Origin of the sequence: Sphingobacterium sp. UBA5639 (assembly GCF_002421245.1) — a bacterium.
Lineage (GTDB): Bacteria > Bacteroidota > Bacteroidia > Sphingobacteriales > Sphingobacteriaceae > Sphingobacterium > Sphingobacterium multivorum.
The window spans coordinates 25,442-39,552 of record NZ_DIJR01000012.1 but is presented as its reverse complement, the minus strand read 5'-3'; the positions used below and the strand labels follow the sequence as shown (position 1 = coordinate 39,552).

At 39.4% G+C, this 14,111-nt stretch carries 13 protein-coding genes; 9 read left to right on the top strand and 4 right to left on the bottom strand.

Translation table 11 applies throughout. The features are described from left to right. Positions 1 to 51 precede the first annotated feature (51 nt). The 3 genes from B4Z90_RS08570 (at position 52) to coaA (ending at position 1,939) form a co-directional block, all read left to right on the top strand. A complete protein-coding gene (locus B4Z90_RS08570; RefSeq protein WP_046673562.1) occupies positions 52 to 432 on the top strand; it encodes a methylglyoxal synthase in 381 nt (126 codons plus the stop codon). A gap of 12 nt (positions 433 to 444) precedes the next feature. Further along, complete coding sequence (locus B4Z90_RS08565) at positions 445 to 846, top strand: OsmC family protein (RefSeq protein ID WP_088161689.1); 402 nt, start codon at positions 445 to 447, stop codon at positions 844 to 846. A gap of 133 nt (positions 847 to 979) precedes the next feature. After that, positions 980 to 1,939, top strand: a complete 960-nt coding sequence (gene coaA / locus B4Z90_RS08560) for a type I pantothenate kinase (protein WP_088161690.1) — start codon at positions 980 to 982, stop codon at positions 1,937 to 1,939. Here the strand turns inward: coaA and B4Z90_RS08555 are convergent. Further along, positions 1,936 to 2,784 (bottom strand): mechanosensitive ion channel family protein, encoded by an 849-nt coding sequence (locus B4Z90_RS08555; RefSeq protein WP_088161691.1) that lies wholly within the window; start codon positions 2,782 to 2,784, stop codon positions 1,936 to 1,938. The genes coaA and B4Z90_RS08555 overlap by 4 nt on opposite strands. Before the next feature lie 178 nt (positions 2,785 to 2,962). On the opposite strand from B4Z90_RS08555, the gene B4Z90_RS08550 reads away from it, so the two are divergent. From B4Z90_RS08550 to B4Z90_RS08535, 4 genes are all read left to right on the top strand, one after another. After that, positions 2,963 to 5,062: a heavy metal translocating P-type ATPase gene (locus B4Z90_RS08550; RefSeq protein ID WP_088161692.1), complete on the top strand. Its 2,100-nt coding sequence runs from the start codon at positions 2,963 to 2,965 to the stop codon at positions 5,060 to 5,062. Positions 5,063 to 5,225: 163 nt separating this feature from the next. Beyond that, the gene (gyrA, locus tag B4Z90_RS08545) at positions 5,226 to 7,790 is read left to right on the top strand and encodes a DNA gyrase subunit A (RefSeq protein WP_088161693.1); all 2,565 of its coding nucleotides are present in this window, start codon (positions 5,226 to 5,228) and stop codon (positions 7,788 to 7,790) included. A gap of 8 nt (positions 7,791 to 7,798) precedes the next feature. Continuing rightward, positions 7,799 to 8,899 carry a tetratricopeptide repeat protein gene (locus B4Z90_RS08540; RefSeq protein ID WP_286801949.1) on the top strand — a complete coding sequence of 367 codons (1,101 nt, stop codon included), beginning with the start codon at positions 7,799 to 7,801 and terminating at the stop codon, positions 8,897 to 8,899. A 2-nt stretch (positions 8,900 to 8,901) separates the two neighbouring features. Continuing rightward, positions 8,902 to 10,074, top strand: a complete 1,173-nt coding sequence (locus B4Z90_RS08535) for a tetratricopeptide repeat protein (protein ID WP_112376491.1) — start codon at positions 8,902 to 8,904, stop codon at positions 10,072 to 10,074. Positions 10,075 to 10,140: 66 nt separating this feature from the next. Here B4Z90_RS08535 and B4Z90_RS08530 read toward each other — a convergent pair whose 3' ends face one another. Beyond that, positions 10,141 to 10,578, bottom strand: coding sequence for an FKBP-type peptidyl-prolyl cis-trans isomerase (locus tag B4Z90_RS08530; protein ID WP_286801948.1), 438 nt, complete (start codon positions 10,576 to 10,578; stop codon positions 10,141 to 10,143). A 114-nt stretch (positions 10,579 to 10,692) separates the two neighbouring features. Continuing rightward, positions 10,693 to 11,103 (bottom strand): OsmC family protein, encoded by a 411-nt coding sequence (locus B4Z90_RS08525; RefSeq protein WP_070568887.1) that lies wholly within the window; start codon positions 11,101 to 11,103, stop codon positions 10,693 to 10,695. Between the two features lie 173 nt (positions 11,104 to 11,276). Here B4Z90_RS08525 and B4Z90_RS08520 point away from each other — a divergent pair, with 173 nt between their 5' ends. Both B4Z90_RS08520 and B4Z90_RS08515 read left to right on the top strand, forming a co-directional pair. Then, the gene (locus B4Z90_RS08520; RefSeq protein ID WP_046673571.1) at positions 11,277 to 11,528 is read left to right on the top strand and encodes a hypothetical protein; all 252 of its coding nucleotides are present in this window, start codon (positions 11,277 to 11,279) and stop codon (positions 11,526 to 11,528) included. Positions 11,529 to 11,580: 52 nt separating this feature from the next. Then, positions 11,581 to 12,768, top strand: a complete 1,188-nt coding sequence (locus B4Z90_RS08515; protein ID WP_286801947.1) for an MFS transporter — start codon at positions 11,581 to 11,583, stop codon at positions 12,766 to 12,768. A 99-nt stretch (positions 12,769 to 12,867) separates the two neighbouring features. On the opposite strand, the gene fabV is transcribed toward B4Z90_RS08515, so the two are convergent. Then, the gene (gene fabV, locus B4Z90_RS08510; protein WP_112376488.1) at positions 12,868 to 14,070 is read right to left on the bottom strand and encodes an enoyl-ACP reductase FabV; all 1,203 of its coding nucleotides are present in this window, start codon (positions 14,068 to 14,070) and stop codon (positions 12,868 to 12,870) included. Positions 14,071 to 14,111 lie beyond the last annotated feature (41 nt).

The window sequence follows — 14,111 nt, the reverse complement described above, 5'->3', positions numbered from 1 at the left end:
AGGTTCTGTTTTTAGATTTGAGCCGATTCTTTTACATATAATTATATACTGATGAAAAAAACAATTGCACTAATAGCCCACGATGGCAAAAAACCTGAAATGGTCGCATTTGTCAAAGACCACCAGGAATTATTGGAGCGCGCCAATATCATTGCCACAGGTACTACGGGCTCTTACGTCAGACAGACAGGCTTGCCTGTGGAATTGAAATTGAGTGGCCCCATGGGTGGTGATGCACAAATCGCAGCTTTGGCGGCCGAAAGAAAAGTTGATGGTATTATTTTCTTTCGCGATCCACTAGGGAAACACGCACATGAACCAGATATTCAAATGCTCATGCGTGTATGTGATCTTTATAATGTCCCTTTGGCAACAAACCCTGCAACAGGAAGCCTCATCATTGAAGGACTATTAGAAGACGTGGAATCCTAATTTTAATCGCTTATGGACAATGAAGTAATCGTTTCAATAGGGAAAACACCCTATACAACTACAGTACAATACGGCAAACATCAAATAACGGTTGATGAACCCGAAGATGTAGGTGGTGAAGATCAGGGCATAAACCCTACTCCACTATTACTATCCTCTTTAGGGAGCTGCAAAGCCATTACCGTCAAAATGTATGCTGACCGCAAAAACTGGCCCCTGGAGGAGGTGCTGGTGCGTTTATCTTATGAGGTGCAAACAAGTGAACAGCAACAAACGACCTATATACAATGTTTTATTAGCTTTAAAGGAGATTTAGATGAGGTTCAAAAGCAGCGTTTGTTTAAAATAGCTGAAAAGTGTCCTGTTCATAAAATATTATCAAATCCTATTGTAATAACTTCAAATCATTTATAATGTTTCTTGGGATAACGGATAACACTATTTATATTTGTCCGCGCAAAAAAGACCTTTAATAGTCGATAGAATCGAATAGTAAAGGTTTACTTGTCCTGCAATATAGATATTTGTAATAAAAATAAAGCAAACGATGCAATTGGATCCGCAAATAGCAATAGACTCGCCTTTTAGATCGATCAAACGGGAAGATTGGAAAAATTTAAACGGGAAGGTATTGCACAATTTCAGTGTCGAAGACCTGGAAAATCTACATGCACTGAATGAACCTTTGACAAATCAGGAAATAGAAGAAGTCTACTTTCCCTTAAGTCATCTACTTGAGATTCATATTGATCGTTTCCAGAGCCTTCACCAGCGTACAAACCGGTTCTTTGGCAAAGAAGAGAGCAAACTGCCTTATATCATTGGTATAGCTGGGTCGGTCGCTGTCGGAAAAAGTACTACTGCCCGGGTTTTGCAGCGTGTCCTAACTTTGCTTCCGTCCAAGCCGAAGGTCGATTTGGTGACCACAGACGGTTTTTTATACCCCAACCAACAACTTATCGAACGTGGTATTCTAAACCGAAAAGGCTTTCCTGAAAGCTATGATGCCAAAAGATTGATTCATTTCCTTTCAGCAGTGAAATCAGGGGCTCCAAAAATTGCGGTACCAGTATACAGCCACTTGGTCTATGACGTCTTACCAGACGAACAACAACAAGTGATTGAACAACCCGACATCCTCATTGTAGAAGGGATAAATGTATTACAAGTCAATTCCCAACGACCACGAAAGGGACATAGCGTATTCGTTTCCGACTTTTTTGATTATTCAATCTATGTACATGCCAGCGAGAAAAATCTTATTGAATGGTATACCAATCGATTTGAATCACTGCGTGCTACGGCATTTCAAAATCCGGCTTCATTTTTCCATAAATATGCAAATATGACAGCTGATGAAAGCCATGCCATGGCTGTAAATATCTGGAACGAAATTAATAAGCCCAATCTACTTAAAAACATTTTGCCGACTAGATATCGCGCGGATCTCATTTTAGAAAAAGGAAGCCACCACTTTGTTAAAAATGTCAAAGTAAGAAAGATTTAACCCTGCATTCTTGTGAACTGGAGGATTTCATTTAATATGTTGCTCTGGACCTGCTGATGTATTTTGTTGCTGGACGAGATTGTACTTACCTCAACTTTATACTTGATATAGTCTTTAGTCATATCGGCGACCTTGATTGTAAAGCCCTGGGAATGAGCTAAATTTGGGTTTTTCTGAAATAATGGACTTAAATACTGTTCCAATTCCGCCACTGCAAATGAGCGATCAATCGGTAGTTCAAACTTTACAACAATTTTATTTGACTTTTGAGAAGTCTTATTGACCAAAGTCGCGGTAAACACCAAATTATTGGGAATCATCACAGCATCATCATCTTCATCGCGCACAACCAGATTGGCCAATGTGATATCAACAATTTTCCCCTGATATTCACCTATTTTTATGCGATCTCCAACGGAAAATTGATCCGAAAACATAATAATCAAACCGGATATCATATTCGTGATATATTCTCTAAAAATTACCGCAATCGCCATTGCGACAATTGTCATGCTGGTGATAAAATCTTTTGGATTAATACCAACCGCTATCATTAGGCTGACTATAATAAAAAAAACATTGCCTACTGTAGCTACACGTGTAATTCCGAGCACAAAATTACCCCGGACAACCTGCTGTTCATTTCGACTGTTGTATAGTTTTACAAGGATAAAATGACCGATTGAGATCAGGACACTAGCTGTTAGAAAAGTATTTAAGCCGTAAGCCATATTCCGGATGACCTCCCGCTGCATATAAAAGGTTTCAAATTGAACAAATGATGCCGTTAACGCAATCAGCAGTATAATTCGTACAATAAAAGAAATTGAAATTGGTTTTGTCATTTTTTACACAAGCTTAAGTTGTCTGTCTAGTCAAATTTTAATGTTCTCCCATTCGCTATGCACGATAGTTCATGTAAAACGGCCACAAACAGGCTTGCTAAACTAAACAATTTTACTTTACGTAAAAAGCATTATCAGGAAATAGCTATCTTTGCCTAAAGACATTACATGCTATTAAATGAAGGAATCGAACGTGCAGACTGAACTTAACGTAAGCGGAATGCATTGTGCAAATTGTGCTATTTCAATCCACAAATACCTAGAAAACAACGGCGCTAAGGATATCTACGTCGATTTCGCCTCAGATGAAGTGAAATTTTCGGAGATCCCCCTGGAACAAATACCTGTGCTGGTCAAAGGTATCGAGTCTTTGGGTTACAAAGTTATTTCGGGTAAGGATAAGAAGCCTAGCTTTTGGAAATCTATTGATTTTAAGTTCCTTTGCTGCCTCATCTTCACCATCCCCCTGTGGAGCCACATGTTTACAGACTTACCCATTCTGCATGATCCCTATATCCAACTTGCGCTATGTGTCCCAGTTTATATCATTGGTTTTTCCTATTTTGGAATCAGCGCATTCCGTTCCATCTGGAACAAAATGCCCAATATGGATGTACTCATCTTTGTTGGATCTACAGCTGCGTTTAGCTATAGCCTCATTGGAACATATTATAATCTAGGGCATGATTACCAGTTCTACGAAACATGCGCAACAATTATAACATTGGTATTTTTGGGGAATGTCCTCGAAAAAAGAGCCGTTACCAAAACCACATCAGCAATCAAAGAATTGGTTAAATATCAGGATATACCTGCTATTAAAATTGAAGACGACCAAGAAGTAGAGATATTAGCCCGAGATATTAAATCAGGTGATATTTTAAAGGTAAATTCAGGAAATCAGATACCTGTTGATGGCGATATTTTGGAAGGACAGGCTTGGGTGGACGAATCTATGCTAACCGGAGAAAGTCTACCTATTGAAAAACTCAAATATGATGCTGTCATTGGTGGTACGTTACTAACTGAAGGAAATATCAGAATCGTGGCGACCAAAGTTGGGTCTAAAAGTGTACTGTATCAAATTATTCAATTAATTAAAGATGCACAAAGTAAAAAGCCACCTATTCAAAAATTCGGTGATAAAGTAGCCGCTTATTTCGTCCCAATCGTCGTTACGATATCATTTTTCACTTTTTTTATTACTTACTTTATTGCACAATTACCGCTCCAACAATCCCTCATGAATGCGATAGCTACACTTGTTGTATCTTGCCCATGCGCCATGGGGCTAGCCACACCTACAGCTGTCATGGTTGGTCTGGGAAGAGCCGCAAAAAAAGGAATACTGATCAAAGGCGGAAGCACCATTGAGGAGATGTCCGATCTCAAACAGATGGTATTTGACAAAACGGGCACCTTAACAACTGGTGATTTTAATATCAAAGCAATTCAGACCTTTGGTATTGAACAATCGCAAGTCGAATCGATCATAGCACAATTGGAGAGTTATTCGAGTCATCCGATTGCCAAGTCGATCCGAAAACAACTCAAGGAGATAAAATCTTACCGCATTATCTTTAAGGAAGTCAATGAAATAAAAGGGAAAGGGATATTTGCTACAGACACAAATGGTAATAACTATTCCATTTGCAATGCAAAACTTGGTGAAAAGGATTACTCCAATCGCTATGATCTTGCCTTAACAATCAATGGCGTTGTAATTGCTGGCATTGTATTGGAAGATCAGATTAAGCCCTATGCAAAGGAACTCATCCAATACCTCAAAGATAAAGGGATACGCCCTATTCTTTTGAGTGGGGATCGACAAAGTAAATGTGAACGCACAGCGCAAAAGCTTGGTATTGCTGATGTATACTGGGATAAGTCGCCAGAAGAAAAACTAGAAATATTGTTCAAGCTCAAAAAGAATGGCCCTACCGCAATGGTTGGTGACGGTATCAATGACGCTCCGGCATTAGCTGCTGCCGATGTTGGCATCTCGCTCGGTGATTCGACACATATTGCTATTCAATCGGCCAAGGTGGTTTTATTAAACAATGATCTTAAATCCATTGAAAAGCTGCTAAAGATTGGTCACCATACCCTATTGACAATAAAACAAAATCTATTTTGGGCCTTCGCGTACAATATTGTGGCCATACCGCTTGCCGCTGTGGGCTTTCTCGGACCTATGCTTGCAGCCTTAAGCATGGCCTTTTCAGACTTAATTGTCATAGGCAATTCGATTCGACTCCGCTTTAAAAAAATCAAATAAAAACGATACCCCATAAGTACCAAGACAATCCATAAAAGATTGTCTTTTTTGTGTATATTAGGGCTTAAATCATTCGCTTTTGAGGTTAAATTTTTGTAACTTCGCATGCGTAGCAAGCCAGTTTACAGGGCTTGCTTACTAGTTTTATTGAAACCAAATTCATATGGCTGAAGAAACAGAAAACGACAACAATCTTGTTCCGGCAAACGACCGGATTATCCCAATCAACATCGAGGATCAGATGAAGTCTGCCTACATTGACTATTCCATGTCTGTCATTGTATCAAGAGCACTTCCTGATGCCCGTGATGGCATGAAACCAGTACACAGACGTGTTCTTTATGGCATGCTGGACTTAGGGGTTACCAGTGGCAAGCCTTACAAAAAGTCTGCCCGTATCGTCGGTGACGTATTAGGTAAGTATCACCCACATGGTGATTCGTCCGTTTATGACACCATGGTTCGTATGGCTCAAGATTGGAGTTTACGCTACCCTTTGGTAGATGGTCAAGGTAACTACGGTTCCATTGATGGCGATCCACCTGCGGCGATGCGTTACACTGAGGCAAGATTAAAGAAAATTGCCGAGGAAATGCTATCCGATATCAACAAAGACACTGTTGATTTCCAAAATAACTTTGACGATTCCTTACAAGAACCAACAGTCCTTCCTACGCGTATTCCAAACCTCCTGGTAAATGGAGCTTCGGGTATTGCTGTAGGTATGGCTACAAATATGGCTCCACATAACCTATCTGAGGTTATCGATGGTACAATCGCTTTTATTGATAATCGTGATATTGAGGTTCCAGAATTGATGCAGCACATCAAAGGCCCAGACTTCCCTACAGGTGCATTGATCTACGGCTATGCCGGGGTTCAAGATGCTTGTAATACGGGACGTGGCCGTATTGTCATGCGTGCAAAAGCTGAAATAGAAGCAACCAAGTCTGGAAGAGAGCAGATTATTGTTACCGAAATTCCCTATCAGGTGAACAAGGCGAATATGATCGAGCGTACAGCCGAACTGGTTAATGAGAAGAAACTAGAAGGTATCTCTGCCATCCGTGATGAATCTGACCGTACGGGTATGCGTATTGTGTACGACATCAAACGTGATGCAAATGCAAATGTTGTTTTAAACAATTTGTTTAAATATACAGCGCTACAAACTTCATTTTCAGTAAACAACATTGCTTTAGTTAAAGGAAGGCCAATGCTATTGAATCTGAAAGATATGATTCATGAGTTTGTGGAGCATAGACATGATGTAATCGTTAGACGTACACGCTATGAACTGGCAGAAGCTGAAAAACGTGCTCATATTCTAGAAGGGTATTTAATTGCCTTAGATCATTTGGATGAAGTCATCAAATTGATCCGTAACTCGGATACACCAGAAGATGCACGCGTTGGATTAATGGAAAAATTTGGCCTGTCCGACCTTCAGGCTCGCGCGATCCTCGATATGACCTTACGTCGTCTAACAGGACTGGAACGTGATAAGATTAAAGAGGAATATGCTGAATTGATGAAAACAATTGACTATTTGAAATCGATATTGGAAGACGAAGAGCTTCGTATGAAAATTATCAAAGACGAGTTAATTGAAATCAAGGAAAAATACGGTGACGAACGTCGATCTCAGATTGTACACTCTGCTGAAGATATGCGTATGGAAGATTTTATTGATGATGAAGAAATCGTTATCACAATCTCCCACAATAGTTACGTAAAACGTACTCCATTATCCGAATACAAACGTCAGGGACGCGGTGGTCGTGGATCAATTGGCACAAACACACGTGAAGAAGATTTTACCGAGCATATCATCACAGCCTCAGCACATAATTATATGCTGCTATTTACAGAGGCAGGTCGCTGTTTCTGGTTGCGTGCATTTGAGATTCCTGAAGGAAGCCGTACTTCTAGAGGTCGAGCACTTCAAAATATCATCAATGTTCCAAAAGAAGAAAAAATCAAGGCCTTCATCCTGGTGAAGAACTTGAAAGACCAAGAATATTTGGAAAACAACTTCATTATTATGTGTACCAAAAAAGGTACGATTAAGAAGACGTCTTTGGAAGCCTATTCTCGCCCAAGAGCAAACGGTATCAATGCCATCAATATTAATGAAGGCGATCAATTAATTGAAGCTTGTTTGACTACTGGAAGCAGTGAAATTGTCATGGCTCTCCGTTCTGGTCGAGCAATTCGTTTCAATGAATCTACAGTTCGTCCAATGGGCAGAACGGCAACAGGTGTACGTGGTATCACCTTGGGAGCCGAAAGTGATGAAGTGATTGGCATGATTAGTGTGAATGATTCGGAAACTACCGTGTTGGTCGTTTCTGAAAAAGGATACGGAAAACGGACAGATATCGAGGATTATCGCGTAACGAATCGTGGTGGTAAAGGTGTGAAAACAATCAACGTCACCGATAAAACAGGCGAACTCGTTGCGATAAAAGGCGTTACAGACAACGAAGATTTAATGATCATCAACAAGTCTGGTATTGTTATCCGTATTGCTGTGGAAGAATTAAGAGTAATGGGACGTGCAACACAAGGTGTAAGACTCATTAATTTAAAAGATAACGACGAGATCGCTTCTATTACGAAAGTCGATCGTGAAGAAGAATCTGAAGAAGAGTCTGAACTGACCGAAGAGTCAACGGAAAATGGCGATTCAACTTCTGAAGAAAACACGGACTTAAACGAAGAATAAATAGTCTAATGAAAAACTTACTGATATCATTGTTAATATCTGCAAGTAGTTTAACTGTTGTTGCCCAATCCAATCTGAAAGAGGGCAGCAACAGTTTTGCTTTATATACCAAAACTGGCGAATTTAAAAATCTTGAAAATGCGCGAAAGTTTGCAGACGCCGCCTTCCAATCGAAGAAAGATTCAGCTTCTGTCAACAATAATCTTTTAAGAGCATTGGTATATAGCTCCTTGGCAGTTGCAGATTCAACAAGGAAGCAGCCCTATAAAATGGATCCTATCGACGTATCCATCAAATCACTTAAGCTTCTGGATCAAAAAAAAGCACGTCGAAACTTTCCTGCGGAAATGGACTACATTCGTCAAAATCTTGCTGGAGCCATATCCTATCAGGGAGCGTTGGCTTTAAAAGATGGCAAATTTGACAAAGCTTATAAAGCTTACCTTCGAATAGATTCACTTGGTTTCAAAAATAATGATCTCAAATATAATCTGGCGGTACTCTCCGGCAAGAATAAAGATTATATGAATTCAATCAAATATTATGATGAACTCATTAAAAGTGAACATCCAAAGCCTAATTACTTTCTTGAATTAGCGCAGATTTATTCGCTCGGAGGTACTAAACAGGATGTCTTGAACGTTCTTGAAAAAGGACATGCTATATTTTCTGAAAATAAACAGATACTTTTTAGATTAATTGATGTGTATTCGGCCAATAATTCTTATGACGCTATCTTAAATGTCATTGCTGATGCTATCCGTCTAGAACCTGAAAATGTCGAACTGAACTATATTGCAGGCTATTCTTACGAAAATGCCAATGATATAAAACGGGCGAAAGAATATTATAATAATGTATTGCGATTGGATCCGAATAATTATGAATCTAATCTTGCATTAGGGTTAATCAATCTGGAGACTTTATTAAAGGAACCTTCCAACCAGGATATACAAGAGTTGACCATCGAGTATCTGTTGAAGGCAAATGAGATTAAGCCTTATGATGTCAATGCGCTTAAAGCTTTGGCTAAATATTATAAGCTTATTGATGACGCATCTCAATTAGACAGAGTGAATTTATTATTGAATCAATTAACAGTTAAATAGATATGAATTTAAAATCTCTATTATTATTAGCAGCAATAGGTACTGTATCTACCTCAGTTTCTTTTGCGCAGACGGGCAATGTTAAAAAGGCAAAATCTGCCCTAGCGAAATTCCAAGAATTGAAAGACGCTGGTACGGTTCAATTGGGTATTCCTAATTTGAAATCGGCGAAAGAAGCTATTGACGCAGCTGTTGTCAATGACAAAACAAAAGATAATGCGGAAGCGTGGACGGTATATGCATTGGTAAATGCAAACCTATCAACAATAGATAAGTCATCTGAATTAGCGAAATTGGCTGAGGACGGAATTGCGAAAGCAAAACAGCTGGATACAGACGGTGCGAATAAAGCGAATATTACTGTTGCAGAACAAATTCTGGGACAATATAATTTCAATTTGGGAGCAGAAGCATATCAAGCACAAAAATATGCTGAATCGTACAGCTCTTTTACAAAAGCGTTGACCTATCTTCCTGGAGATACATTAGTTACTTATTACAGCGGTGTTGCAGCGCTATCAAATAAGGATTATAAGAATGCTGTGGAACGTTATAAAGAACTAATTCCAAGAAAAGATTTCTCTTCGCATAAAACGATTATGGTCGATCTACCGAAATTGTACCTCTCTATGCAAGATACAACTTCAGCACTTGAATATGCAAAAAAAGCGGCTGAAGCTTATCCAGATGACAATGCGGCGATGACTCAAAACATCGAATTGAATCTGATTACAGGCCACGAAAAAGAAACAATTGATGCTATCACTGCACAATTAGCAAAAGATCCAAACAATAAAAGCTTAAATTATTACCTAGGCATAGCCCAATCTTCAGCGAAAAACGAAGACGCAGCAGTTGCAGCATACAAAAAAGCATTGGAGATTGATCCTAACTTTTTTGAGGCAAATACAAATTTAGCAATCACGTTAATGAACAAAACACGTGAAAAATTAAATGTTGTTAATAATAACAGAAAATTGACGCAAGCGCAATATGATGCAGAATTAAATAAGATTAAAGCAGAATTAAAGCCAGTGCTTCCTTACTTAGAGAAAGCAGTTTCTTTGCAACCAAAAAATGTAGATGCTTTAACGAATTTAAAGAACTACTATATTTTTATGCAAGACGAAGCTAAAACGGCCGAAATCAATGCTAAGATCAAAGAAGTAGAGTAAAAAATAAACTTCCATAAAAAAGCCCGCATCTGATGACGCGGGCTTTTTTATGGAAGTTTTTTAGGGTTAAGCTAAAATCGCAATTAACTCAATCTGAAATATCAACGTACATTCTCCTCCTTTTCGAGGTAACAACTCTTCCTTTCCATAAGCCAGTTTTGGTGGAAGGCACACCTCCCAGATTGATCCAACCGGCATCATTGAAATCGCTTCTTGCCAACCCACGATGAGTTCATTAATATAAAACGTTTCGGGGTGCTTCCGCTTATACGAACTATCGAATACAGTTCCGTCTAGAAGCTCGCCTTTATAATGGCAGATAACTTTAGCCGACTTCTTGGGAATTTGCCCCGCCCCCTTTGTTAATACCTTATAATGCAAACCCGATGCGCATACGACTACTCCTTCTTGCTGGGCATACTTTTCCAAAAATACCTTTCCAGCTTCCAGATTCTTTTCCGCAAGCGCTACTGAACTTAACTTATTTTTCTTTCTCTGAACCAAAACTCAATGGATTAAAATTCAATATTGCTAATTATTTATGTTAGCCTCAAAAATAACAGCTTTTTCTCCTTTTAACGAAAAAAGACCAAGTTTTTGTTCGATAGAACGCCTTTATCAAAGTAACTTTGCATCTAAGGTTTTCTCGAAACTGAATGCCTTACTCACCGGACAGTTTTCCTTCGCTTTATGCGCTATTGTTTGAAACTCAGTTTCGCTTATCGTTGGCACCTTTCCTTGCAGTTCAAGTTCAGATCGCACAATTGAACCATTCTCGAACACGATTGTCGACACGGTGATTAATTCTTCCGGGACAAAACCGGCTTCAGAAAGAAAAGCGCTCAATTGCATGGTGAAGCATCCTGCATGTGCTGCTGCCAATAATTCTTCGGGGTTTGTTCCCACACCATTTTCAAACCGTGTCGAAAATGAGTATTGCGTATGATCCAACGCTGTACTGTCTGTAGTCAGGCTACCTTTTCCTTCTTTCAGATTGCCATTCCATTGGGCTGTTGCTTTTCTTCTCATGTTTTCTATGCTAATTATTTAATTTTTCTAACGTTAATTTCTCCTGTCGCGATTCTAGCCTTTCAGGTATCTTTTATAGAACAAACAGTCGATCAAAAAGTTGTACACTATTGAATAATTGATGTCGCATTTTGAACAGCGCTTACGTTAACAATTGTATTAAAACTAAACTCATGAATAAATTATTGTACCTTTTCATCCTTGTTATCGCCTTCAATTCATGTAAAACTCGTCAAGTCAAAGAACAGGCTTTGATACAGGACTGTCCTGAAGAGAAGATTGTCAATAAAATACCTGGTCCCCCAGTAAAGGGTGAATCTGAAAAAGTTTACTATATCTATCAAGGCAAAAGAATTTCACCAAAACAATTTGACCAAGAATGGCTCGAGAAAAATTGTGATATTAAAGAGACAGTTGTTTATTGATTTTATTTCTTAAAACAAGCATAAAGACGTAATTTCGCCTAAAATTTTTATAATGACAGTTTCTCTTCGGGAGGTCAATCAAAAGATTTTAGGCTACGTCTCTTTAACTTTCCTTGGTTACCTCACAATCGGCCTATCGCTTGCTACCCTCCCCATCTTTATTCATCAAACTTTAGGATTTAATACAATTATTGCGGGACTGGTTATTAGCGTTCAATATATCGCTACTTTCCTACTACGCGGTTATGCAGGAAAAATTGTGGACACCAAGGGCCCCAAGATTTCCGTTCTGCGCAGCATGTTATTTTTTGCATTATCGGGACTCCTTTTACTGCTTGTTTTTTTATTCCGGTCTCAGCCTCTGCTCAGTTTGGGTCTCCTACTTATTACCCGCTTGTTTACTGGAATTGGAGAGGGTCTAGTGGGTGCGAGCCCTATAAATTGGGCATTAATGGAGCTCGGCGACGAACATGCCGCAAAAGCGATCTCTTTCAACGGAATAGCCAGCTATGGTGCATTGGCTATTGGTGCGCCCTTGGGTGTGTTGCTGGTGGATCATATCAATTATGAAGCTTTGGCTCTATTGACCAGTGCTATTGGTCTGCTCGGCTATTTTTATTGCCGCGCAAAAACACCCTATCAAGTGGCAGGTAAAAAGGCTGAAAAAGTGAGTTTTAGACGCGTATTGCTTTTAGTAGCTCCCTTTGGAATTTGTCTTGCCTTAGGTGGTCTGGGGTTTGGCAGTATCTCCACTTTTATGACGCTTTACTATGAACATTTCAATTGGGAAAATGGGGCAGCATGCTTAACTTTATTTGGCGTATTTTTTATTTTAACACGACTAATTTTCAATAAGGTCATTGACCAATATGGTGGGCTCAAGGTTGCCTTAGTTAGTCTTTTCGTTGAAACAGTAGGCCTCACGGTTATCGCCGTGGCAATTGATCCCTTATGGACCCTATTGGGCGCTGCGTTAACGGGTTTTGGCTTCTCACTGGTATTTCCTGCGCTTGGTGTCGAAGCCATTAAACGGGTAGACCAAAGTCAACAAGGCTCTGCTCTGGCTGCTTATGGGCTATTTATTGATATTTCACTTGGCATCACAGGTCCATTAATTGGCTTTGTGGCCAATAATAGGGGGATGACAGCGATATACCCATTTAGTACCATGATGGTCTGCATTGGTTTTGCCGTTGTTGGAAACCTACTCTATCAAAAACAGCGGGAGCTGACACCATAGTCTCCACTAAACATCTATATTGTATCAAAGATATACCTACAAAAAAAGCGGTGAATGTTTAAACATTCATCGCTCTTTTTGTAGGTATATTCGTTAAATTTAACCCTCAATACTAGGTACGCCAACAACTTCATTGGTATCAGCATTGTAATCGATACCCTCAAAATTGAAACCGAACAAATTGAAAAACTCGTTACGATAACCTTCAATATCTGAAATTTCCGCTAAATTTTCAGTTGTTGCTTTCTCCCACAATGCTGCAACTTCAGCCTGAACATCTTCACGCATTTCTAAGTCATCAACACGGATACGACCTTTTTCATCAAGCAATACTTTACCGTCAGCAGTATAAAGTCGCTCGGCAAACAAACGTTGCATTTGTTCAATTGTACCCTCGTGAATTCCTTTTTCTTTCATGACTTTGTACAATAAAGAAATGTATAAAGGAACAACAGGAATAGCTGAGCTTGATTGCGTAACCAAAGCTTTATTCACCGATACATAAGATACACCATTAATATCGCTCAAAATCGCGTTTATGGCAGGCACTGTTCCTTCTAAATCATCCTTCGCACGACCAATCGTACCATTACGGTAAATTGGATAAGTAAGTTCAGGACCTATGTAAGAATAGGCAACTGTTTTCGCTCCATCAGCTAACACACCAGCAGCTTTAAGATCTTCGATCCAAAACTTCCAGTCTTCTCCACCCATAACAGCTACAGTATTCGCAATATCTTCTTCATTTTCAACAGGCTGAATGGTAATATCTGAAATTACACCCGTATGGAAATCTACCGTTTTGTTGGTAAATGGTTCTTGTATCGGTTTCAAAACAGAAGCATGTGCTACCCCCGTTTTTGGATGCGTACGGCGTGGTGATGCCAAACTGTAAACCACTAAATCAACCTGTCCCAGATCCTTTTTAATAAGTTCAATAGTTTGTTTTTTCACTTCGTCCGAAAAAGCGTCACCATTGATACTTTTGGCATATAATCCCGCCTCATGGGCTTCTTTCTCAAAAGCTGCGGAATTGTACCATCCGGCAGTCCCGGGCTTGCCTTCTGCCGCAGGTTTTTCAAAAAATACACCGATTGTAGCAGCTCCAGAACCAAATGCTGCAGAAATCCGAGATGCAATACCAAATCCAGTAGAAGCACCGATTACCAATACTTTCTTTGGACCATTCGCGATCTCACCTTTGGATTTCACGTATTCAATTTGATTTTTAATGTTTTGCGCAGCCCCTTGTGGATGCGAGGTTAAACAAATAAAACCTCTAGTTCTTGGTTGTATAATCATCTTGATTAATTTTCTTACTACTTGTTTTATTGATTAGGCAA